27 protein-coding genes are annotated in these 22788 nt (G+C 37.9%); 11 read left to right on the top strand and 16 right to left on the bottom strand.

What is annotated here, in order from left to right:
* The first annotated feature begins 3 nt into the window (after window positions 1–3).
* The 7 genes from APB85_RS08490 to APB85_RS08530 all read left to right on the top strand — a co-directional run bounded on the left by APB85_RS08490 (window position 4) and on the right by APB85_RS08530 (window position 9261).
* Window positions 4–1500, top strand: a complete 1497-nt coding sequence (locus tag APB85_RS08490) for an FMN-binding glutamate synthase family protein (protein ID WP_057481173.1) — start codon at window positions 4–6, stop codon at window positions 1498–1500.
* Window positions 1501–1602: 102 nt separating this feature from the next.
* Window positions 1603–2310, top strand: coding sequence for a PepSY domain-containing protein (locus APB85_RS08495; protein ID WP_057481174.1), 708 nt, complete (start codon window positions 1603–1605; stop codon window positions 2308–2310).
* A 37-nt stretch (window positions 2311–2347) separates the two neighbouring features.
* On the top strand, window positions 2348–2920 hold the full coding sequence (locus tag APB85_RS08500) for a DUF3347 domain-containing protein (RefSeq protein WP_051931246.1): 573 nt from the start codon (window positions 2348–2350) through the stop codon (window positions 2918–2920).
* Window positions 2921–3260: 340 nt separating this feature from the next.
* The gene (locus APB85_RS08510) at window positions 3261–3539 is read left to right on the top strand and encodes a helix-turn-helix domain-containing protein (RefSeq protein WP_051931248.1); all 279 of its coding nucleotides are present in this window, start codon (window positions 3261–3263) and stop codon (window positions 3537–3539) included.
* 78 nt (window positions 3540–3617) lie between these two features.
* Window positions 3618–4631 (top strand): potassium channel family protein, encoded by a 1014-nt coding sequence (locus tag APB85_RS08515; RefSeq protein WP_057481175.1) that lies wholly within the window; start codon window positions 3618–3620, stop codon window positions 4629–4631.
* Between the two features lie 687 nt (window positions 4632–5318).
* Window positions 5319–5483 carry a hypothetical protein gene (locus APB85_RS17295; protein ID WP_169929152.1) on the top strand — a complete coding sequence of 55 codons (165 nt, stop codon included), beginning with the start codon at window positions 5319–5321 and terminating at the stop codon, window positions 5481–5483.
* A 769-nt stretch (window positions 5484–6252) separates the two neighbouring features.
* On the top strand, window positions 6253–9261 hold the full coding sequence (locus tag APB85_RS08530) for an efflux RND transporter permease subunit (RefSeq protein ID WP_262506235.1): 3009 nt from the start codon (window positions 6253–6255) through the stop codon (window positions 9259–9261).
* Window positions 9262–9347: 86 nt separating this feature from the next.
* On the opposite strand, the gene APB85_RS08535 is transcribed toward APB85_RS08530, so the two are convergent.
* The 16 genes from APB85_RS08535 to APB85_RS08605 all read right to left on the bottom strand — a co-directional run bounded on the left by APB85_RS08535 (window position 9348) and on the right by APB85_RS08605 (window position 19037).
* The gene (locus APB85_RS08535; RefSeq protein ID WP_034892175.1) at window positions 9348–9833 is read right to left on the bottom strand and encodes a heavy-metal-associated domain-containing protein; all 486 of its coding nucleotides are present in this window, start codon (window positions 9831–9833) and stop codon (window positions 9348–9350) included.
* Between the two features lie 27 nt (window positions 9834–9860).
* Complete coding sequence (locus APB85_RS08540; protein ID WP_103294440.1) at window positions 9861–10700, bottom strand: hypothetical protein; 840 nt, start codon at window positions 10698–10700, stop codon at window positions 9861–9863.
* Between the two features lie 11 nt (window positions 10701–10711).
* Window positions 10712–11110 (bottom strand): hypothetical protein, encoded by a 399-nt coding sequence (locus APB85_RS08545; protein WP_013073423.1) that lies wholly within the window; start codon window positions 11108–11110, stop codon window positions 10712–10714.
* A 25-nt stretch (window positions 11111–11135) separates the two neighbouring features.
* The gene (locus APB85_RS08550; protein WP_197055441.1) at window positions 11136–11513 is read right to left on the bottom strand and encodes a heavy-metal-associated domain-containing protein; all 378 of its coding nucleotides are present in this window, start codon (window positions 11511–11513) and stop codon (window positions 11136–11138) included.
* Window positions 11514–11647: 134 nt separating this feature from the next.
* Window positions 11648–11995 carry a nuclear transport factor 2-like protein gene (locus APB85_RS08555; protein ID WP_034892182.1) on the bottom strand — a complete coding sequence of 116 codons (348 nt, stop codon included), beginning with the start codon at window positions 11993–11995 and terminating at the stop codon, window positions 11648–11650.
* A gap of 54 nt (window positions 11996–12049) precedes the next feature.
* Complete coding sequence (locus APB85_RS08560) at window positions 12050–12505, bottom strand: hypothetical protein (RefSeq protein WP_075327054.1); 456 nt, start codon at window positions 12503–12505, stop codon at window positions 12050–12052.
* Complete coding sequence (locus APB85_RS08565; protein ID WP_103294441.1) at window positions 12502–13695, bottom strand: MFS transporter; 1194 nt, start codon at window positions 13693–13695, stop codon at window positions 12502–12504. The genes APB85_RS08560 and APB85_RS08565 overlap by 4 nt, the downstream gene beginning before the upstream one ends.
* A 25-nt stretch (window positions 13696–13720) precedes the next feature.
* Window positions 13721–13939 carry a hypothetical protein gene (locus APB85_RS17415; protein WP_201780895.1) on the bottom strand — a complete coding sequence of 73 codons (219 nt, stop codon included), beginning with the start codon at window positions 13937–13939 and terminating at the stop codon, window positions 13721–13723.
* A 69-nt stretch (window positions 13940–14008) separates the two neighbouring features.
* Window positions 14009–14842, bottom strand: coding sequence for a permease (locus tag APB85_RS08570; RefSeq protein ID WP_201780896.1), 834 nt, complete (start codon window positions 14840–14842; stop codon window positions 14009–14011).
* Between the two features lie 144 nt (window positions 14843–14986).
* Window positions 14987–15199 (bottom strand): hypothetical protein, encoded by a 213-nt coding sequence (locus tag APB85_RS17300; protein WP_169929153.1) that lies wholly within the window; start codon window positions 15197–15199, stop codon window positions 14987–14989.
* A 347-nt stretch (window positions 15200–15546) separates the two neighbouring features.
* Window positions 15547–15819: a thioredoxin family protein gene (locus APB85_RS08580; protein ID WP_013073416.1), complete on the bottom strand. Its 273-nt coding sequence runs from the start codon at window positions 15817–15819 to the stop codon at window positions 15547–15549.
* A 158-nt stretch (window positions 15820–15977) separates the two neighbouring features.
* Entirely contained in the window at window positions 15978–16352 is a 375-nt protein-coding gene (locus APB85_RS08585) for a metal-sensitive transcriptional regulator (RefSeq protein WP_011709211.1), read from the bottom strand.
* Window positions 16353–16414: 62 nt separating this feature from the next.
* A complete protein-coding gene (locus APB85_RS17485) occupies window positions 16415–16621 on the bottom strand; it encodes a GDCCVxC domain-containing (seleno)protein (RefSeq protein ID WP_075325753.1) in 207 nt (68 codons plus the stop codon).
* A gap of 13 nt (window positions 16622–16634) precedes the next feature.
* The gene (locus APB85_RS08595) at window positions 16635–17981 is read right to left on the bottom strand and encodes a dihydrolipoyl dehydrogenase family protein (protein WP_103294442.1); all 1347 of its coding nucleotides are present in this window, start codon (window positions 17979–17981) and stop codon (window positions 16635–16637) included.
* Window positions 17982–18623 carry a mercuric transport protein MerTP gene (merTP, locus tag APB85_RS08600; protein WP_103294443.1) on the bottom strand — a complete coding sequence of 214 codons (642 nt, stop codon included), beginning with the start codon at window positions 18621–18623 and terminating at the stop codon, window positions 17982–17984.
* A 42-nt stretch (window positions 18624–18665) separates the two neighbouring features.
* Complete coding sequence (locus tag APB85_RS08605; protein WP_103294444.1) at window positions 18666–19037, bottom strand: ArsR/SmtB family transcription factor; 372 nt, start codon at window positions 19035–19037, stop codon at window positions 18666–18668.
* A 702-nt stretch (window positions 19038–19739) separates the two neighbouring features.
* Between APB85_RS08605 and APB85_RS08610 the strand changes: the two genes are divergently transcribed.
* The 4 genes from APB85_RS08610 to mobB all read left to right on the top strand — a co-directional run bounded on the left by APB85_RS08610 (window position 19740) and on the right by mobB (window position 22777).
* Window positions 19740–20087, top strand: a complete 348-nt coding sequence (locus APB85_RS08610; protein ID WP_037314305.1) for a single-stranded DNA-binding protein — start codon at window positions 19740–19742, stop codon at window positions 20085–20087.
* A gap of 104 nt (window positions 20088–20191) precedes the next feature.
* Window positions 20192–20641 carry a JAB domain-containing protein gene (locus tag APB85_RS08615; RefSeq protein ID WP_037314303.1) on the top strand — a complete coding sequence of 150 codons (450 nt, stop codon included), beginning with the start codon at window positions 20192–20194 and terminating at the stop codon, window positions 20639–20641.
* A gap of 691 nt (window positions 20642–21332) precedes the next feature.
* Window positions 21333–21734, top strand: coding sequence for a BfmA/BtgA family mobilization protein (locus tag APB85_RS08620; RefSeq protein WP_057481270.1), 402 nt, complete (start codon window positions 21333–21335; stop codon window positions 21732–21734).
* A gap of 11 nt (window positions 21735–21745) precedes the next feature.
* Window positions 21746–22777, top strand: coding sequence for a MobB family relaxase (gene mobB, locus APB85_RS08625; protein ID WP_057481271.1), 1032 nt, complete (start codon window positions 21746–21748; stop codon window positions 22775–22777).
* Window positions 22778–22788 lie beyond the last annotated feature (11 nt).

The following is a 22788-nucleotide window of genomic DNA, read 5'->3' on the forward strand; positions in this document are numbered from 1 at the left end:
TTTATGAGAAATTCTTTTTTAATAGGTTCTTTAGTGTCCGTGGTAGTGCTCACAATCCTTATATTGTGGCAGCCGAATTTATGGTGGGTAGCGGTTTTACTGCTTCCTGTTTATATTTTGGGCTTTAAAGATTATTTTCAAAAAGCGGACAACATACAGCGTAATTATCCTTTATTTGGTAGGCTTACCAATCTTTTAGAAGAACAACGCCACGTTTTGCAAGAAGCTTTGTTCCTTAATCGCACCGAGGGTATGCCCTTCAACTGGATCCAGAAAGAAATCGTTTATAAGCGGGCCGCAAACGCAAACAAGAATCAGCCCTTTGGCACCCAGTTATCTTATGAGAGTGTTGGCCGAGAACGGTTTTTGCATTCTACATTTCCGTCAAAGGAATTCCGGGATAATTTTCGTATTAATATTGGAGGCCCAAATTGTACTAAACCCTACAGCTCAAGTATTTTAAATCTCGGGGCGATGAGTTATGGCTCTATAAGTAAAAATGCAACTTTGGCATTAAATGCTGGGGCTAAAATTGCAAATTTTGCACAAAATACAGGAGAGGGAGGTTTAACCCCATATCACAGGAAATACAAAGCTGATTTAATTTTTCAATTTGGCACGGGTTACTTTGGTTGCAGGAATAAGGAAGGGGATTTTGATGCTAAAAAATTTAAAAAAATAGCTGAAGATAAACTCGTGAAAATGATAGAAATTAAAATCTCACAAGGAGCTAAGCCAGGTTTTGGTGCTATACTTCCTGCCAGTAAAAATACCAGGGAGATTTCAGAATATAGGGATATTGAAGCACATACAGAGATTCATTCCCCGGCGCACCACAGTGCTTTCAGTAACCCTAACGAGTTGCTTAAATTTATCAAAGAATTACGTGATCTTTCCTCTGCAAAACCTATAGGGATTAAACTCTGTATTGGTTTAAAACTCGAATTTGATGAGATGATTGAAATATTTTCGAAAAATAAAGAAAATAATTTTCCAGATTTTATTGCGGTAGATGGAGCAGAAGGTGGTTCTGGGGCTGCAAGCATGGATGGATTACATTGGGGCGGAACACCTTTATTTGAGGCGCTCCACTTTGTGGATATAACTTTAAAAAAATATAATCTGCGCAAACATATTAAGGTTATAGCTGCGGGAAAAATAATTTCTTCTTTCGATATTTATAAAGCATTAGCCGTTGGGGCCGATGCTTGTTACAGTGCCAGGGGTATGATGTTTGCCCTGGGGTGTGTCCAATCTTTAAAATGCAATTTAAATACCTGCCCTACCGGAATAACCACTATGGATTCAAAGCGGGTAAAGGCTTTGGTAGTTGAGGATAAGAAACATAAAGTGGCTAATTATCATAAAAACACCATTCAGGGTTTAAAGGAATTGTTACTATCAATGGGTATCTCAGATAGAAATGGAATAAACAAAACCAGTATTGTAAGAAAAATTAGTGAGTCGGATAGTAAATCCTATAGTGAACTTTATAAGTGATCTTTAATGACTAAAAGTAAATTTGTAATGGATTACGTAGGTAAACGTAAACATAATTGCAAACGTAAAAAGAATAATCTAATATATGGAAGTTAATTAGAAATGGTGAAGAGAAAAACAGCGATGAAAATTCGTAAAGCCCATCGATATCTGGGAATCTTTATAGGCATTCAGTTCTTGATGTGGACTATTAGCGGGATGTATTTTAGCTGGACCGATATCGATGAAATTCACGGAGATCACTTTAAAAAATTGCCTCCTGAAACTTCAAATTTTGAAAATCTTGCCGGTATTTCCACGCTCATTCCAGAAATGAAAATTCATAGTATTAGTTTAAAAGAAGTTTCGGGAATGCCTTACTATTTTGTAAACAACGAAAAACTGGTACACGCACAAGATGGCAAAGTTATCGATGAAATTTCAGAAGAAGATGCCAAGAATATTGCGCAACGATATGTAAAAGATGATTTTAAAATAATTTCAGTAGAAAAAATCAACAAAGTCGGGGATCATCATGAATACCGTAGTGGATCTTTTCCGGCTTATGTTATTAATTATGCCCAACCTAAAAACCTAAAAGCCTATGTGGGTGCTACCGATGCAAGTTTTAAAACGGTACGTTATCGCGACTGGCGTTGGTTCGATTTTCTTTGGATGACCCATACCATGGATTACGAAGGAAGGGACGATTTTAATAATCTTATACTACGTATTTTTTCTCTTATGGGCCTTATAACGGTCTTGAGCGGTTTTTTACTCTGGTATATTTCATCACCATCAATAAGAAAATTTCAAAAAAAATTCAAATAAACCTAATTTTGAACATTAATAGCGATAAAATCGGAAAATGAAAAAAATAATTAGAAGTATAACAGTTTTAAGTCTCATTGCTGGAAGTTTAGCGATATTCTCCTGTAAAAATGACCAAAACACAAAGGATGCCCCAAAGCCTATGCAAAATGAAATGCACCAGCCAAACATTGATGAAAATGCTGAAGCAAAAGGCTATGAGGATGAAGGATTGCAAGCAGAATTTAAGGATGAAAAAACTGCTGATCTCTATGACCTGTATGTAGCTATTAAAGACGCATTTGTAAATACCAATTCCCAAGCCGCTAGTGCAAAAGCAGCAGAACTTGCGGAAACGGCAACCAATAAGAAGGGTATAGTGGCTATTGCAAATGAAATTGCAGAAAGCGGTAATATAAATAAGCAGCGGGAAGCTTTTTCTAAACTTACAGAAGCTATGGAACCTGTTTTAAGGAATGCATTAGCCTCTGGAGAAATCTATAAGCAATACTGCCCCATGGCTTTTGAAGGAAAAGGAGACTATTGGTATTCAAATTCAAAAGATATTTTTAATCCATATTACGGAAATAAAATGTTGAAATGTGGTAGAGTTCAAGAAACAATCAAATAAGCGTAAGAATAACTTGCTTGGTTTTCGCACCTTGTAGGTTGTTCAAAAGTTTTTGGGTCAAAGTAAATAAAGGGTGCATAAATAAACGTGGTGTGCTAGAGGTGCTTATAGTGGTAAAAGAAATTTTTAATAATTTGAATATTCCTTTTTCCGTGGTAAACCTTTGTGAGGCCATTATAGAAAGGAAGCTCTCTGCTGTTGAGAAAGAGCAACTATAAACAGAATTTGAAAAATTAGGGTTCGAGATCATTGAAAGCCGTAATGAAAAATTAATTAGATAAAATCCTTAATTATTAAAAAGGTTTATTCAAAAGACACCGCAAACGATAAATTTTCAACTATGCCTAGCTCGCACCTGCACTTCGATTATAGACATATAACCCACATCTTTACAGATAGGGAGGGACAGAGTATTCAGCAGCTTTACATCTCGGTTCGAATTGAACGCGTAAAAGAACTTTTAAATTACGATGATTGGAGTATCGCGATGATTGCAGATAACCTTGGATATTCCACAGCCGCCTATCTTTCAACTTCATTTAAAAAGGCAACTGGGCTTTCCCCTTCAGGTTATAGGAAGTTACAAGTAAAAGACCGGAAAAGTATAAATATGGTCTAAGTTTCCCTTGGTATGGAAGTTTAACAGGGTTAGCTTGTTCAAGGGGCTACTTAGGTCAAATAAAATAAAGCATAAAATATGAACATTCTTTCAATCTTAGGCATAATTATTTATCTATTAATTGTGTTAGATGTTATTCAAACAACTCTTTCCTTGCAGGGTGGGGGGTGGTTAACCAGCCGGTTTTCCCATTTTTTCTGGAAAGGATTTTTAAATATTTCTGGCAAAGACGGAAGCTCAAAATTTTTAAGTCATGCAGGTTATATCCTGCTTATTGCAATTGTAATAATTTGGGTCTTTGCCCTGTGGAGTAGTATGGTGTTGATTTTATATTCCAATCCTGGATCAATAATTCAAAGTTCCACCAAGACCACCGCAGGATTATGGGAGGTAATATATTATAGCGGTTTTACCCTCTCCACTCTGGGCGTTGGTGATTTTATAGCGGCAGGAAATTATTGGAGGCTACTAACCACTATTTATTCCTTTACAGGTCTTATTCTTCTTACTATGTCGGTAACTTATTTTATTCCCGTTCTTTCAGCAGTTATAGACCAACAAAAATTGGGGATAAAACTTAGTACCTTAGGAAGCACACCGCAAGAAATTGTACTTAATTCCTGGAATAAAAAAGACTTTTCAAGACTGACGAATAAAATTGATGATATATCCGACTCTATTATTAAATACAGCCAGCATCATAGAACATATCCGGTTATTCATTATTTCCACAACCCAAATCAAAGTAACAATGTAGTTTTGCAACTGGCGCGCCTATACGAGGCATTAGTTATCCTTACCCATAAAATAAAAAAGGAAAAACAGCCCCCCTTAGAAGATATTCGGCCTTTGATTGTAGCTTTTGAAAATTATTTTAAAATTATATCTGAAGTTACCCATATCAATATTAAAGAAAAAAATACTGCAAAAATTTCGGTTGCAATTTTGCAGGAACACGGCTTGGTGTCTACCACTATAGAACAAAAAGATATAGAAGAAAATATTATGGAAAAACGTAGGTTTTTTAAAACCTTATTATATCAGGATGGTTGGGAATGGGCTGATGTTGAGAAAGAAAAGCTTAAAATTTAAAGTGCTTTGTTAAATATCTTTAGAATTGAAACATCTTGGTAGAATTTTAAAACCCCATTTAGTTTTTAGTTTATAATTTCAACATTATGAGAAATGAGAAATTAATTCATGCGTTTCGACGTTACATTATTCATTACAGTTATTGGCTGATGCCTGTCTAGATGAAAATAATGTAAAGATGATGAAAGATTGGATTAGAATTGACAAGATATGTGCTGAAGTTTATGCCACTTAAAACCATTTTAGTACAAGCTATAGCGATGTGAATGACTTAATATTGTAAAAAAGTATGTCTGGATTGTGTGCAGGTTTGTAAAGAATGTGTAGAAGCTTATTTGACTTAAGTGGACGTGAATTAGTTATTTGATACCCGTTTAGCCCAGATTTTTTATTTACGATTTAGCGGGATACGTCAGTTTTTGAACCTATTGGAATATTACGTCTTTTTTGAGGTCGCGACCGGTGAATTGCCAGCTTGAGGCTCTTAATCTATAATATTTAGTGTTTTTGTAGTTCTTGAAAATACTCTTTCATTTCACTGTCAAATATGCGTTTAAAGTAATTTCAGGGCGATCTTTTGCCTATGACTACTTAATAAATTAGGGCGATCATAACTTTTGATTTTAGCTAATTATAAGAAATAACTCTTAACTGGGCAATTTTGACTAATCATATAAATATAATATAATGAGTGCAAATAGAAGAGAGAGAAGAAAAAATAAAAACAGGAAAAAGTCAAAATCCAAGAAAGATACTGTTTCCAAAAAAGATAAAATTTATGGTATTCTTGCTTTAATTATTTTGTTTTTTGCAGCCTTATTTGCTGCCATTTCTTTTGCTTTTATGGCTTAGAGTATATATTTAAAACCTAAATTATGATTAATACTCTTTATCGAGTTATCAATTTAAGTTCCATTTTAAATGACCAGAATAATGCGGGTACTTCTAAATAATTTAAGATGTTTGGGCCTAATGAATTTACCTTAAAGACATATTTATATTATATTCTGCCACCAATCCACGAATACTTTCTACAATTTATTGGTGGATTCGTGGCTCCTTTGCGCATTTTTGGGCAGACTAAGAATATTCTATGGTCCCGGTAATTGACTTTATAACTCCAACTCTTTATATTAAAAATATGGTGTGTGCACGCTGTATAAGCTCAGTCGCGTTTATCTTAGATAAGTTGAAAATTTCTTACAGTGTCATCAAACTGGGTGAAGTATATTTAGAATAAGAATTAAATGAACAAACAAAAACCTTTTGAAAAAAGAACTTCGGAATTCTGGTTTTAGTCTAAAAACCGATCGAAAAAGTCAACTCATTGAACAAATGAAAAGCCTGGTAGTGGAAAAAATTCACCACTCCAATAAGTTTTTCGATATAAAATGGCCAGAATTTATAAGTGAAAAATTACATCTTAACTATAAGTACCTTAGCTCTTTTTTTCTGCTGTAGAAGGCATAGCATTTGAGTTATACATCATCAACCAGAAAATTGAATGTGTTAAAGAATTCATTGATTATTATAAATTGACTTTAAGTGAGATAGTTTTTAAACTAGATTATAGTAGCGTTGCCTATTTAAGCAATCAGTTCAAAAAAGTAATGTACTGAGCATCACCGGGTTTTACCTCGCACGTAATATGAACGTGGATGTATTTCCAGACCTTACCGCGCCTACCGTGACCATACTAACGGAAGCACACGGAATGGAAAGTGAAGAGGTAGAGAAACTAGTGACCTATCAGCTCGAAACCGCGATGAACGGTTCGCCGAATGTAAGAAGGATTCGTTCTTCCTCAGCCGCCGGGATCTCCATCGTTTGGGTTGAATTCGACTGGGGTACTGATATTTACAAGGCAAGACAGATCGTAAGTGAACGTATTCCAATGGTTCGTGAAAACCTACCCACAGGAAAAGGAGCTCCTACTATGGCACCCATTTCCTCGATTATGGGAGAAGTAATGCTATTGGGAGTCACTTCAGATAGTTTGAACCCAATGGAACTAAGAACATTATCTGACTGGCAGATACGTCCACGGATCAAAGCCATCGGAGGGATTGCAAACGTGGTGGTGATTGGAGGAGATTATAAACAATACCAGGTTTTTGCCGATCCCGGAAAAATGAAATATTACGATGTAAGTCTCGAAGAATTAACCGAGAAGGTTAAAGAGGCAAATACGAATGCTCCCGGTGGTTTTCTGAATCAATACGGAAATCAATACATCATCAAAGGAAGTGGTAGGGCTTATGCGATAGATGATCTGGAGGAAGCTGTGGTAAAACAGGTAAACGGTCAGAGTATTAAAATAAAGGATATTGCGGAAGTACAGATAGGCGCTGCCGATAAGATCGGGGATGGCTCCCTGAATGCGGAACCTGCGGTTATTTTGACAATTTCCAAGCAGCCCGATGTCAATACGCTGGAACTCACGGAAAGACTGGATGAGGCCATTGCCGAACTGGAAACAAGTCTCCCTGAAAGCGTGGAGATCAAAAGTCAGATCTTCCGACAGGCAGACTTTATTGATGCTTCCATCAGTAACCTGAATATGACCCTGCTGGAAGGTGCCTTTTTCGTGGTCATCGTGTTATTCATATTCCTGATGAACTGGCGTACTACCCTAATTTCGCTATTGGCGATCCCAATTTCGTTACTGGTATCGATTATCGTATTAAAAATGCTGGGCTATACCATCAATACCATGAGTTTGGGTGGAATGGCAATTGCAATTGGAGCACTGGTAGATGATGCTATTATTGATGTGGAGAATGTTTATAAACGCCTGCGCGAGAATATTCGAAAACCTAAAGCTGAAAGGCAGTCGGTGATCACCGTGGTAAGGGATGCATCGGTGGAAATTAGAAGTTCCATCATCATAGCAACCCTTATCATTATCGTCTCTTTTGTGCCGCTGTTTTTCCTTGGCGGAATGGAAGGCCGATTGCTGAAACCTCTGGGAATTGCTTTTATCACTTCAGTATTGACGTCGCTGATTGTAGCGGTAACCGTTACTCCCGTGCTGTGTAGCTATCTTCTGAAAAAGGAGAAAATGCTGAAAAAGCAGTCCGAAGGAACAAAAGTGGAAAGATGGTTACAGAAGGCCTACGCCGATATTCTAAATCGTGCCTTAAAGATCCCTAAAACCGTGATCACGGTAACAGTGGTTGCTTTTTTACTGAGTATTGCGTTATTTACGCAATTAGGAAGAAGTTTTCTTCCTGAATTCAACGAGGGATCACTAGTGATAAGTGTGGTGGGGCCTCCATCCATGTCGCTAGAAGAAAGTAATAAGACTGGAAACCAGGTAGAGCAATTATTGCTTGAAATGGCTGAAGTGGATGTGGTTACCAGAAGGACTGGTAGGGCTGAACTGGACGAGCATGCCCAGGGAGTAAATGCCGCCGAGATCGATGTACCATTCACCCTGGAAGATAAATCGAAGGAGGAGTTTTTTGAAGAGGTACGGAAGAAATTAAGTATCGTTCCGGGGGTTAATATTACGCTGGGGCAGCCCATTGCTCACCGTATCGATCATATGCTTTCAGGTACGAGAGCCAATATCGCAATTAAGATCTTTGGACCCGATCTTCAACAGCTATATGAAATAGGTAAAAACGTGGAGGAGAATATTACTCCTATCGATGGGCTTGCCGATGTAGCTGTTGATCAGCAGATCGAAGTACCACAGATCAAGATAAGCCCAAAACGACAGATCCTTTCAGCTTATGGAATGACCGTAGGACAGTTAATGGAGCAGGTAGATATCGCCTTTGCCGGTCACGAAGTTGGTGAGATTTATGAAGGTCAGAAGTATTTTGACCTGGTGGTGCGTTATAAGGAGGATGTTAGAAACAGCATTGAAAAAATCAGAACTGCCTTGATAGGATTGCCAAATGGTTCACAGGTTCCATTGGAACAGCTCGCTAGTGTTTCTTCTGTAAGCAGTCCTAATACCATTAGCCGGGAAGATGTGCAAAGGAAAATCGTTGTTGCTGCCAATGTGCAGGGTCGGGATTTAAGAAGTGCGGTGGAAGAGATCCAGGTAACCGTGAATTCTTCAGTGACTATTCCCGAAGGTTACAGGGTACAATATGGCGGACAATTTGAAAGTGAATCCAGAGCTTCACAAATGCTGTTGATCACTGCCATTATTGCAATCTTCGTGATTTTCCTCCTGTTGTATTTTGAATTCAACAATGTGAAACTCGCTTTTGTTGTGCTTATCAATTTACCCCTGGCTTTGATTGGTGGAATCTTAATCGTATACTTTACTTCAGGAATTGTAAGTATAGCTTCCACGATAGGTTTTATCAGTTTATTTGGGATCGCGACACGAAACGGAATTCTGCTGGTTTCGAGATATGAAGATCTGCGGAAGGAAGGCCTTAGGGGTTATGAGCTCATTAAATCTGGTGCGCTCGACAGGTTAAATCCAATTCTGATGACCGCGTTTACCACAGGACTGGCACTTATTCCGCTAGCTTTAAAAGGAGGCGAACCGGGAAGTGAGATTCAAAGCCCAATGGCGGTGGTGATACTTGGAGGATTGCTCTCAGCAACGGTACTAAACCTGGTTGTGATACCTTGTGTGTATGAATTAGTTACGAGGGAAGATTAATTCATTTCTAAAATTTTAAAAAAAATTGGCGGGCTCGATGTAGAGTCCGCCATTAATTAATGTTCTTTAAAACTCCCTTTTTCCGGCTAATAAACCTGGGTGATATTTAATTTCCACTTATTAGTTAAATTACCGTCTTCTTCATCCTGAACTATCCCTTTTACTTTTACAATTCCGGGTTTTAACCTGGAACGTAAGTTGGTAGAAGTTGCTTCAGCTATCTTAAAAGTTTCTTTCCCGGTTTGTATTGCATAAGTGCCATCCTGCTCAACGAAGTTGCCCTTTATAACTATTTCGGCATTCTTAGCTGAAAAACCATTCTTTTTTACTTCCTCCTGAATTTGCCTAAGGCTCAAGTTATTGTTATTTGCCAAATCAAGATAAGCTTTACCGTCATTCAGGCTAACCTGCACTTTTTCCAGGCCATCCAATTTTTCAAGACCTCGCTCCAGTCCATAAGCACAGGGGGCACAGTCCATTCCAAACACTTCCTGATCTATTTTCTGAATCTGGGCATTGGAACTAAAACTTCCAAATACAACAACTACAATTAATAATACTATTTTTTTCATCTGTTTATTTTATTAAATTTATTTATACTATAACCAATAACTTAAATTAATGGATACCCGATAGTTTTCTTTGATTGCCTTTGGGGTTAAATCCTGTACCACTGGAAACAGCGCTCCGAAAGAAATACCCCAAGCCCCGTAAAGTCCTAAGAATGAAGGTCCCACTAATACTTTTTTGCTACGTTCGTCTGTAAAATTTTGTTGACCGGTATATTTATTGTCTCCTGGAAACTCGACTAATGATTCAATAAAAACCCGCCAATCGGGTTTAGGATAATCCCCCATAAAAACATCGGGACGATAACCTATCACCATGCTTGCATAGGGTAAATCGCCTAATTGCTCGTTGTCCTTTTCAAAATAATATTGGTAACCGCCACCTAACCAGGCGTACCAGGTACGTGAGGCATATCCCGTAGAAATGGCCCCATGGATAGAGTTCCCTACATTCACCTGTCCGCGAACATCCTCAGTAGGGGCAGATACACCTAAAATTGCTGTGGATTCAAACCTCTTTCCTACCCCAAAAGCATTTGAAAAAAAACGATACCACAAAGCAGCCTCGATATCTCCATTGGAAGGCATCATACTATTTCCACGGGTTCGTGGAGCATTTTCCAGACGCTCAATCACAGTAGGAGTGGTAAGGGTAACCTGTAAATCTTCCGTAATGCCATAGAAAAATGTATACCGAAGCATATAAGAGGCCTCGTCTTCGGTCGCTATACTCATTCCGGAAGCGTTCATGATTATACCGCCTTTTGCCAGGGTGGGGGTTTGTAATCCATAAATTGGGCCATGCCCCTGGGCTTCTACTTTATACAGTGTCGATAACCCTATGAATAGGATCAAAAAATAATTTTTCATGTTTTGTAAATTTAAACTTCTAAAAATCTTTGAATGGGCAATAGTAAATAAGCAGCAAACAATCCAAGGACATAAAGGCCAAAGGAAAACCAAAGAATGGCTTTGCTCCATCTTGTTGCTGTATCACATGCGGTCTCATTTCCGTTTTCATCGATCTCGCAGGTTTGGTTTCTTTTTCTTCCGTAGAACAACCAGAAATTAAAGCCTATCATAATCCCGGCAATCAGGAAGGTCCAGTCTTTATATTTGCTCATGGTAATGAGCCAGGGCAGGTCAGAAGCCAATCCCGCAACCACAGCTCCCATTCCCAGGGCAACCAGTAGCGAAGGCAGGGCGCAACACAGTAAGGTGGAAACCGAGGTAAAAAGGGATCCTATACTTACGAAGTCTTCTTTTATTTTAGCAAACATCTTTATTGTTTTTATACAGGTATCTCTATCCGTTTACAGAAGCCCCCTTTTCGGTTACAACTTCCACTTCAAACCCACGGTCTTTGATAAGGGAGAGTATCTTTTCTTCTGAAATCTGCTTTGGATCATATTCAATTATCGAGGAGCTTTTATCAAAGCTTGTTTCACTTTTAATAATGCCTTTTTGCTCCTTCAACATTGAATCGATACCATTAGCACAACCGGACTGGCAATGCATGCCTTTAATTTTTAAGTGTAAGATTTTTTCCGTCATCTCCTTTTGGATTTTAAATTCAATTTGATTTTCATTTTTCTGATCCATAGCGCTAGCGGTATTTCCAGAAAACGCAAGGGTCGTTCCGGTTAACAATACCGCGAATAATTCTTTATGTAAACCTATCATCTTATAATTGATTTTTAAAAATTAACTATGTCAAAATTAGGGGCAGCAGGGGGGTGGTAACCAAATTAGATTTTATTTTTTTCTTTAAAAAAATCCTACTGCTTAATCTTCTAAAAATCTGAAATATTCTTTTTTCATTTTTTCTTTCGGATAGTATAATGAATGGTCTGGGCAATTATCAGCCCCTCGCGCACTATGTAGGAATCTGCTCCGTCATCTATTTGTGAACTGTCTGAATATGCAGTCCATTCCAGAAAAGCTATTTCATCTTCAAAAAGAAAATTGATATAGTTAAACTCCGCTTCGGGGAAATCCTTTATCAGCATTTTATTTAATTCCCTTAGTCCTTCATGTCCTTTATAAATACCATGCGTAGTAAGCAGGATCAAATCTTTGGAAAAGTTTTTCTGCAGATCCTCTTCTATAGATCCCTTTTTAGAAAGTTCTAGATGATCTTTTAATACTTCTTCTGTAGTTCTCATAGGCTAAAAATTTTAAATTTAAACTAGGCTTTAAAAAATTGTTTGCAGCACATTCTATTTTTCGGGATTAGCCCTTATGGATACCTTATTTGTTGTTGAGACCCAAATATTGATCACTGCTGCCAGTATAATTATATTTTTCATTACATATTGACCTTTCATAGTTAATACAAATGGGAAATGGGAGAACATTTTTTCGGGAAAAATGAAGAAGGTTGAAAAAGTTCCTAACATATGCAGGAAAAGTAAGCCTAAAGCCCATTTCAAAAACTTCCCCGATAACAAGCATATGCCAATAAGGCTTTCACAAATAGCCAATACAGGCATACAACTTCCTTGTGGAAAGAAATGGCCGCTCAGGGTACAAATGGTTGAGGAAGCTAAATCTTCCGCCGGGCTCAGCCCAACAAAAAATTTAACCATCCCAAACCAGATGAAAATTATGCCAATGCTCCACCTTAAAAAGGTTATGGCCTTACCAGAATCTAAATGGTTGTTGTAGCTTATCATTTAGTTGATAATTTTATTTCTGTCTTTAAAAGTTTTGCGGCTACAATCGTAAATACTACCTGTACAACCGCAAAAATAATTAACGCCTGATCTAACCCTAATTTCAATAATTCCCCAAACAATAAGCTCCCAAGGCCAAAGCCGGTAAACAATGCAAAAACATTCAGTCCCATGGCCTGGCCTCCCTTTGTTTTACCACCCAATTCGGTTACTATACCTGCAAATAGAGGTTGAGTGAGGTCGTATCCCAAAGAGATCAAGGTGACTGCAAGGGCCGCGACAAGAACGGGTATTTCCAGGGCGAGACTGGCTGTTGCTATGGCCGCTGTTGCCAAGCCTGTTAAAATAATAGGATATCGCCCCCTGCGATCGGCTGCGCGCCCTATAAGGGAACCAAAGAAAAATCCTGGCAGGCCATAACCCAGAATGGCCAAACCAATTTCTATTGGCCCCAGATCATACTTTTGTACAAAATAGACCCCTAACCAGGTATAAATACCTGAATGGAAGATCCCATTCCAGAATACAAATAAATAGGTCCTTAACCCGCGTGGGAAAGCAAGTAGCCTGTAAAACCCACCTACCATTTTTTTGAATGAAGTACGATTGGATTTATGAGGTTCCTGTTTCCAGCCCATTCGGGCTACCTGTATCCACAAAGCCAAAGCGGCCAAGAGGACAGTTGCCAAAAATAACATACGCCAGCCTGTATAAGGTTCCAACATTACCCCGGCGGTAGAACCTAAAGCCATTCCCCCTTCCATAGCGGCAAATAAAAGTCCCAGGGGTCTCCCTCTCTCTGAAGGTTTGAACATATCTCCTACAAGTGCCAGGGACATTGGCACCACACCGCTTGCCCCTAAACCCGTTAGCAATCGTAACAGGATGAGTTGTGAAGCAGATTGCACCAGGGCGGTTATCGCTGTTAATACAATAAAAGCCAGTAGGGATATTTGAAGTATGCGTTTTCTTCCAAATTTATCGGATATGAAACCATAAAACAGGACTGAAACTCCGTAAGCCAGCATATAAGCTGGTACTATAAGACCAATCCGCTGTTCTGATACATTAAAAATAGTTGCCAGTTTAGGAATAAGTGGCGCTATCATATACGCCTGAAAAAATATTAAACCCGCTGCCATGGCCAGGGGAGCAAAAATGGTTTTTAAGGGTTTATTTAGATTGTCCATTATTGGAAGGTTTTGAAATTTATATTCATTTGGCTTTTTGAATAAACTGCCATCTCACAATTAGCAGAACAATCCCGATGATCCCAAAAATAATATTCAGATAAAAAGTATGGGAATTGGTATCAAAACTTAGCATGTTTTGTAAAGATTCAGGGCGTGCTGTGGGAATTGCATTAAAAACGGCAAAAAGATAATGTACGGTTATCCCGGCAGCTACCATACATACGTATAGCAATAGAGACATATAGATGGTAAATTTCCAGCCGTAGTACTTTGCATTAAGATATATTACCGTAGCCGCAACCAGGTCTGCTCACAGGAAAGCCATTACCCCGGCAAAAGAAGCATTTTTTGACCATAAGATCGCCGCCAATGGTATATTGCCCAGGGAACCAACAAAAGTAAAGACAGCCAGGATAGGAGCTACCAAAGCATGTTCCACTATTGCGAGGAAAGACTGGGTTTCGGCACCACTTTCAAGAAAAATTGAATTCCAAAAACTGTCGGGTACAAAAGCCGAAACGATTCCTGCAATGGTAAAACCTATCAATACTTCTTTGTAGGCCATTTTCCATTCTCCAAGAAATTTATAGCTGATGATTTTAATCCCTTTCTTAGAAGTAAGCTTTTCATACCATTTCATTCCCTCGGGAGAAGGGTGTTTCAATTCTTCGGCTTCCAGTTTTTCGGCATGTTCCTTTCCGGCCCGGGCAACTTTTTTTGATATAAAAAAGCGGTACAATAAATAAGCATATATAATCATTATTGTCCCGAGTGCGAAATTGGCAACAACAAATTTCCATCCTACCAACAGCCATAATACTATTCCTGTTTCTATTACAAGATTTGTAGTGGCTATTAAAAAAGAAATAGCATTTTTAGGATGGGCACCCTTTACCATTACTGATCGCGTGGCCGCCAGAGAAGCGAAAGAACACGAAGAAGATATAAAACCAAAAAATCCGCCAAGACTCATTTGCTTTATCCCGGTTTTACCTAACACATTGGACATTTGTTCCCTGGTGACCAAAGTTTGGATAGCAGCGGAAAGGATATAGCCTAAAATAAAAGCCCATAAAGTATACCATATTAATAATCCGGTAGTTTTTAAAGATTCGACAAGGAGTTGTAAAATATTTGATTCCATAATGGGTTGGTTTTGATAAATATTTATTTAAAAATGCATTAAACAAAAATTAAAGAGGTGCCAAACATAAAATCGAACATAGGGTGGTATCCTAATGTTAGCTTTCTTTATTAAAAAAAAGGAGCAACTTTTTAGCCGCTCCTTTTAAATTTTTTTTACATTTTTTTTAAGCTGCCATTTCTTTACAGCTTTCGGCACAGGTTCGACATTTTTCTGCGCATTGCTGGCAAACTTCACTGTCAAACTTTGCACATTCATCAGCACAGGCTTTACATAAGTCGGCACAAATGGCACATAGGCGTTTTGAATAATCAGACTGGCTTGCAAGTAGTTGAACACAGGCTGTGCATAAAGCAATACAATCCAGACAAAATTTGTGGCATTCTTTCATGTCTGGTTCCCCCAAATGTTGGTCAAGGCAAATTCTCGCCGCAGTAATGCAGGCGTTGCAATCATCGATACATTTTTGCATTTCTGAACTTAATGGTTTCATAATTTAAATGGTTTTAGTTACTTCCTGATTTGCTCGGAAATCAGAAATAAAAGATTAAGAGCCGAACCTCTTTTCAAATATCGACTCATAGCCCGGGGGGTAGGCAAGCCGATTAATAAAGATTTAACATTTTAATTTGATTAAAAAAAAAGGCAGCCAAAAATGGCTGCCATAAAAAGTTTCAGATTTTAATTTCAGTACGATGGTTTTGCTAACTGGCTTTTCCTATTCCTGCTTCGATAAGTTTTTCTTTGCTTATACCATTGTTTGTACAGCACTCAAGCAATTTTCCATCAACCGCCACCGCGGGAATTCTCTTTACACCGTACTCCTGCACTTTGTCTATACAGGTCTTATCCTCACATTGTTCCACCAGGTTATAGGTGGTAATCTCGCAACTATCGCAGGACAACTCTTTCACCATTTTTACAACCGGATCACAAACCGGACAATTTGCCGTAAATATTTCTATTTGTCTTTTCATTTTTTTTTGAATTTAAATTAACAATCAGTTTTATCCTTCTTATTAAAGAACAATCCAAAGATAAGAGCGGAACCGGGGTGGTCTCCAAATAAAAAAACCTGCTTTTTTACGACAGATTTTTATTAGTATTAAAATTAAATGGAAAATTTTTGAATGTTTTACTCTGATCTATTTTCGGAAATGTAAGATTCCAGCCTTCGTTTAAGTTCATCAATCTCCTTCATTTTATCGGTAAGGCTGTTAAGCTCAAGGTCGGGAAATTGTTTGCGAATAAATTCAATTCGCTCTTCATTACCGCAATTACCGGGACAGGCTTCCACAGTTTCTGAAATTGTGATCGCCAGCGCTTTGCGGTACACTTCATCTAAAAGAAGAAAATGCGCCTTATCAAGTCCTTTTTGCGCCGCTTTGAACTGGATCAGAATCTTTTCTGGATCTTTATTTTCATCCAGCATTTTTATAAGTCCGTTAAGCTGGCCGCTGATGCTCTGCAAGCGAGTTTTTATATCTTTACTTAGATCTCTAGGAATCATACTTTTAATTTTCAGCAAGATACATCTGGAGTGGGGGAGGTCACCAAAAGTATTTTAAATTTTTAGCAGCAATTTGTTCCTTCCTGAATGGGTGGACAGGCAACATTACCATAAGAACAATAAACACAGCAATCACCTTCTTTTGGTTTTAATAAATGCTTGCAATTATCACATTGGTAAAAAAACTGACAGGCTGTTGTGGGCATTTCCTCTTCTTTTGTGTGTCCGCAACCAGGACATGTAATGGTAGAAACTAGTTCTATTTCCATAATCTATTTATTTTTAAAGCATATGAGGGATATCTGATGACAAAGTCGGATACGTAAATATCATCGTCCTTAACTCATTAATTTTCATTTTGGTCTTTATCGCCATGGCGAATAAATTGATGGTTTCTTCCGCGTTAGGGCCTATTAGATGTGCGCCAAGAATAGTCTGATTTTCTTTATTAATGATGGTTTTATAGGCATATTCCTTAACATTCAGTCTTTTTGCATTGAACCAGCTTTCCGCATGGTTATAATTGACCTGATATTCTATCTGTTTTGATTTGGCTTCTGCTTCGGTCAATCCTACTGATGCCAGGGTAGGTAAAGTAAAAACTACGGAAGGCATTGGTGGATAATTAACTTTTTTCTTGTTCCCTTTGATGATGTTTGATGCTACAACATGTCCTTCCATCACCGCGACCGGTGTAAGGGGCAAGCCTCTGGAATCTGCCGAATCTCCTGCTGCATAAATATTAGGGTTAGAGGTGCTTTGAAGGTATTCGTTGACCAGGATTCCTTTTTTTGAAAAAGATATCCCTGCTTTTTCCAAATCTAAATCAAAAATAGCGGGAGGACGACCGGCCGAGTTAAAGACAGAGTCAGTCCTATAAGTTACCTCTTTTCCATTGGATTTTCCTGTTACTACAAAATGATCTTCTTTCTTTTCAATTTTTGAGACTTCAGTTTCCAAAACCAGTTTAATTCCCAGGTTTTGCGTTGCATTCACAAGATGTTGTACAATGTCATGGTCAAAGTTTTCCAATGGATGATCACCACGATGTAATATGGTTACATCGGCACCGGCCCGCGCAGCGATATGGGCAAATTCAAAGGCAATGTAGCCTCCTCCAATAAATAAAAGTGATTCAGGTAGCTTTTTCAGGTTAAGGAAATCTGTACTTGAAAGTGCTAATTTTCCACCTTCAAAATCCAGTACCCGGGGTTTTGCACCTGTTGCGATCACGAATTTATCAGCTTCAATAACTTCATCACCTAACTGTAAGGTGTTATCAGATAAAAATTTAGCTGAAGTGTGATAGGTGTCTATGTCTTTATTCTTATATCCTTTTTCAATTTTAGGAGGCATGGCATCGACAAAAGATTGCTTAAAAGCCATAATATCTTCCCAATTGACTTCAGGCACAGTATCTATTCCATTTCCTTTAAGTCTTTGGGCAAAATCACGTACTTCCGTTGCTCCTATAATCACCTTTTTAGGATCACAGCCTCTTAGGGCACAGGTTCCACCGTAGGGAAGTTCATCAGTAATGCCCACCTTAAGGCATTTGGAGGCACATTTATTAGCAACAGTCATACCTGACATCCCGGAACCTATTACAAATACATCATATTTTTTCATCTACTTCTCTTTTTTATTTTCTGTATCGATTACTTTATAACCAGTTGTATTTATTGCTTTTCTGATTGCGGTTAAATCGACTTTAGTTTTATCATATTCTACCACGGTATTGGTATTTTCGTAACTCGCTTTTACTTCTAAAATCCCATCTAATTGATTTACTGCGTGTTTTACGCTTTCTTCACAACCAGCACAAGTCATTCCCTCAACATCAAATTCTATAGTTTGAATATCTGACTGGCTAACCACTACAATATCTTTTTTATTATCAGGATAGAATATTTTTGAATAGTATGGGAAAGCTAACATTAACACGGAGAAAATAGTAACTATACCCAGAAAAGCTTTGGATTTAAAGAAAGAAGGCTTTTCGTCTTCGTCACAGGCGCAGTCTATCTCCTCCTGGGTTTTTGGTTTTAATTTTTGATACCAGGCAAAAGCCAGTACTAAGATGGTAATACCAATAAGATATGGTCTGAAGGGTTCCATCCAGGAAAAAGAGGAGGCGATGCCGGCGCTGCCTGAAATCAAGGCCAATATCGGTGTGATACAGCAAAGTGAGGCCGCCGCCGCTGTAAGCAATCCAGCTCCTAAAAGTCCGCTGGATTCATTTTTTTTAGGTGATTTAGAATTCGTTTTCATTATTTAAGCTATTTTATTTTTGTGATTTATTTATTAAACTATTTAAACGGCTATTTTAGATTGTTTTATTCCTTGAAATATATAAGAAAGGATTTTTTCCCCTCCATCGTTTAAAGAATAAAATAGGGTTTGACCTTCCCGTCGTGACGAAATGATTCCGGCATCTTTGATTTTTCGGATATGCTGGGAAACTGCCGGCACGCTCATTTCCAGAATATCAGCGATATCACAGGGACAAAGTTCATTTTCCACATCTAACAGGAAAAGGATTTTTAAACGTACCTCATTTCCCGCAAGCGTTAAAATTTTACTCATTGTTTGAAAGCTGGAAGAAGATTTGTCAATAGTGTTCTTACAGCGTAATATTTGCTTATGATCAGCTTCATTTCTGGTACAGGTTATTTCTAAACTCATAAATAGTATTTTTAATTACGAAACAAATGTATCATTAATATATTATTTAAGCAAATTATTAAATAATAGTTAGTATAAATATTCTGCTTCATACATTTAAGAGATTATGACCACTAATTTCAAAGACCTTCTGGTTGTAAATCGGTCAGCACATTACCGCTTCATTCTGCGAAATGCTCCATTTCGGGTAAAGAGCTTCCCTAAGAATATCTTGGGCATCCTTTTTATTTTCCTAATGATGTATCCGCTATATAGTAGTTATCGCTCTTCGTGTAATCTTATACTTAATTAAGTAAAAAAGGACGCCCGCTAAATCGGAATTCCATTCTTGCATTTACTTCGCTTCCAGTTGTTTTTCAATTTCAGTATTTCCATTTCCTTCCCGGCCGTTGCTGTCCCTACCTTTTTTGTAATGCAAAATACCAATATTTAGAAGTTAGTCCAGGTTGCATAAGCCAGTCGCTTACTCCTTTTTATAAACCTTCCCTAATTCTAAATATTGAAAATGTATCAGCATCAAAAAAGGTAATAGCAAACGGCGCTATAGGAAGTAAATCAACAAATAAAAATTATGAAATCATTTCAAAACAACATACCCGGAAGCAAAGTGAAAAAATCAAAAAAGGAAAACGCTCCGGATATAATAAGTAAATCAATGTTTAATCAATCTGCTTAGAAAGCAGGTATCTAAATCTTTTAATTATGAGTAATCTAAGAAACCAAGTACAGTTAATCGGAAATGTGGGGAACACCCCGGAAATCAAAAACTTTGAAAGTGGAAAAAAAGTAAGCACTTTTTCACTGGCTACCAATGAATACTACCACAAGGAAGGGGAAAAAATTCAACAAACCGACTGGCACAATGTAGTGGCCTGGGGAAAGCAGGCTGAGCTTATCGAGAAATATGTCGATAAAGGTAAAGAAGTGGCCATCCGCGGAAAACTAACTTCCAGATCCTATGAAACCGAAACAGGAGAAAAAAGATATGTAACTGAAATTTTAGTAAGTGAAATCCTGTTTTTAGGTAGTAATGAAAGTTCATTTAATTAAAATATCGAAGATCTTTTAATTCTTAATTATCAAAAAAATAAAGAGGGCGCTCCCTTCGAAAGTTGCTCCCTCTTTTAATTAGTAACCCTTTAAATAAGATAATAATGAAATCCAAAGTTAATGAAATAGCGATAAGCTACACCGGAAGTTTAAAAACAAATTTGCTACCCAAAATTTCAAGTTCCAGAAGTGCAGCAGATTTAGCGTTCGCACAATGGAATAAAAACGAGATCGAACTGCAGGAAACTTTTAAAATAATGCTACTTAATAATGCTAATAAAGTAAAAGGTATTTACGAAGTTTCTAAAGGAGGTATTACCGGGACACTGGTCGATGTTCGAATCTTATTCGCAGTTGTATTAAAGTCTTTAACCACGGCACTAATCTTATTGCACAATCACCCCAGCGGAACCCTTAGACCAAGTGAAGCGGATAAAAGCCTGACCAGGAAAATTAAAAATGCGGCATCATTTTTTGATGTGAAAGTCCTGGATCATATTATCCTTATGCCTGATGGTAATTACTACAGTTTTGCAGATGAAGGAATTTTGTAATTTACCTGGCACATTCTAACTAGATTGTAAGCACTTCTAATTTTAGAAGTGTTTTTTTAGGCTCAAATATTTCAATGAATCTTCTAAGCAAAGCAGTTCTATAAAAGGTCATATAAAAATAGCTTGGTTGGTAGTGCTTAACAGTAAGGAGCATTTCAAGCTCAATCAATTAAAAAAGGGAAAATTCGCTGTTACCTGAATTTTCCCTTTCTTTTTAGGTCATTGAAACCTACTCAATAAAGATAAAAAAAAATCTTGAATCTGGACACCCTTTTGAATAAGAATTATTTATTACTCGCTACCTGTTACTAAAAAAATCCTTATATTTATTTCGCTGATCTTCAGCATTCAAATTTATGCAGGGCTATCCATTTTTGACTTTCGCCGATAATCCTGCACATCAAAAAAATATTAATTCGGAAATTTTTTCCGGGAATTGGCAAGTGGCTTTTGACTGTCTATTAAGACAGCCAACAGACCAAATTGTACGGAATTTTTGTCCCGCGTTGCGGGACGAAAAGGAGTAGCAAGAGGGTAACACGCTACGCGATGTTAAGCACTCCTTTTCGGTTTTAAATAACTGAAAATCAATTGTTTAAAATTTATTTAAATTCCTGATTTTAAGCAATTTGCCACAAATGCCCTGCCAGAGCCCATTTTTAGGGAAGAATTTGCGACAAATCGGCGAATTATGGACTCATTTATCGGCATCAGGTTCAAAAAGGAAACAGCTAAACGTTTCCAGGAATTTTCAAGAACACACTTCAAATCGCACACCGAAGCCCTGGAAACAATGCTCGACTTTTTCTTTTATAATGAAATCTCCCCACACGAAAGATTGGGCCCAACCGGGAGGACTATCGAAGCTTCTTTTAAAAAACGTATCAATGCGGTTATTGCCATTATGCGTGATATGGAGAAAACCCAAACAAAACCTACCGCGGCGATGATCGCTTCACTTTTCCAAACCGAAGTACCTCAAAAGAAACCACTCATCCTGGAAAAGAAAATCCTTCGGGAGAAAAAGGATGGTATTCCCAAACAGGAACGAGATGGTTTGGGTGAAAAGAATTTTTCTGATAATAACCTGTAAAATTTCCTGCTATGTATATCACCATCACACCTCAAAAGTTAGGGGGGAATTACTCCCAAAGTACCGCCGGTTTTGTTAGCTATCTCGAAAAGGAAAACGAAGGCGTAGAAGAAGTGGCAAAGGAACATTTCTTTAATCAATATGAGGATGCCATCACCCCGGAGGAAGTCGTAAAAGAAATTGATAACAATACCGCCAAGCTCAAAAAGAAAGAACCGAAGTTCTATTCCATTACTGTTAGCCCTTCCAAATACGAATTAAAACGCCTGCAAAATAGTAGCAAGGATCTAAAAAGGTATACCCGGGAACTGATGAAGGATTATGTGGCCTGTTTTAACCGGGAGATAGACGGAAGGCCAATTAATATCAATGATATTAAATATTACGGTAAAATTGAACATAGCAGGAGTTTTAAAGGTACAGATCGCCAGGTTCGCGAAAACCAGCCTTATGCTACTAAAATTCTTCAACTCAAAAGTGAAATCCGAAAAATAGAAACCGGACTGATGCAAGGAAGTATTCAAAAACGGGAAAAAGAAATTGAGAAACTGGAAGCACAGGCGCCACACTGCCAAGATGGTAAGCGAATCGTACAAGGAATGCCCAAAGCAGGCAACCAAAGCCATATCCATATTATCGTAAGTAGAAAAGATGCTTCCAATTCGGTTAGCTTATCCCCGGGAAGTAAATACAAAGCTTCGGAAGTTAATTTTAAAGGTAAGACCGTTAAACGCGGATTTGACCGGGACCGCTTTTTTGAAAAAGCAGAAAAGACCTTTGATAAAACCTTCGGCTATCAGCGCAATTTTGTGGAAACCTATACGGCTCGAAAGGAATTTATTAAAAACCCGAACCACTATTTTACCGCGCTAATGGGATTACCGGCTAACGAAAAAGCACTTGCTTTTAAGCTTATCCGGGAATCAGGGATCCCGATGATGCCCAGCATTCCAACTTCCCAGGCACAACTTGCCCTCAAAATTTTTAACAGGCTTAAGAAAGGGGTGGAGGTAGCCGTTAAATCAAGTTCAATCGGTATTTAATTTTAATTATT

The organism is Salegentibacter mishustinae, assembly GCF_002900095.1.
Lineage (GTDB): Bacteria > Bacteroidota > Bacteroidia > Flavobacteriales > Flavobacteriaceae > Salegentibacter > Salegentibacter mishustinae.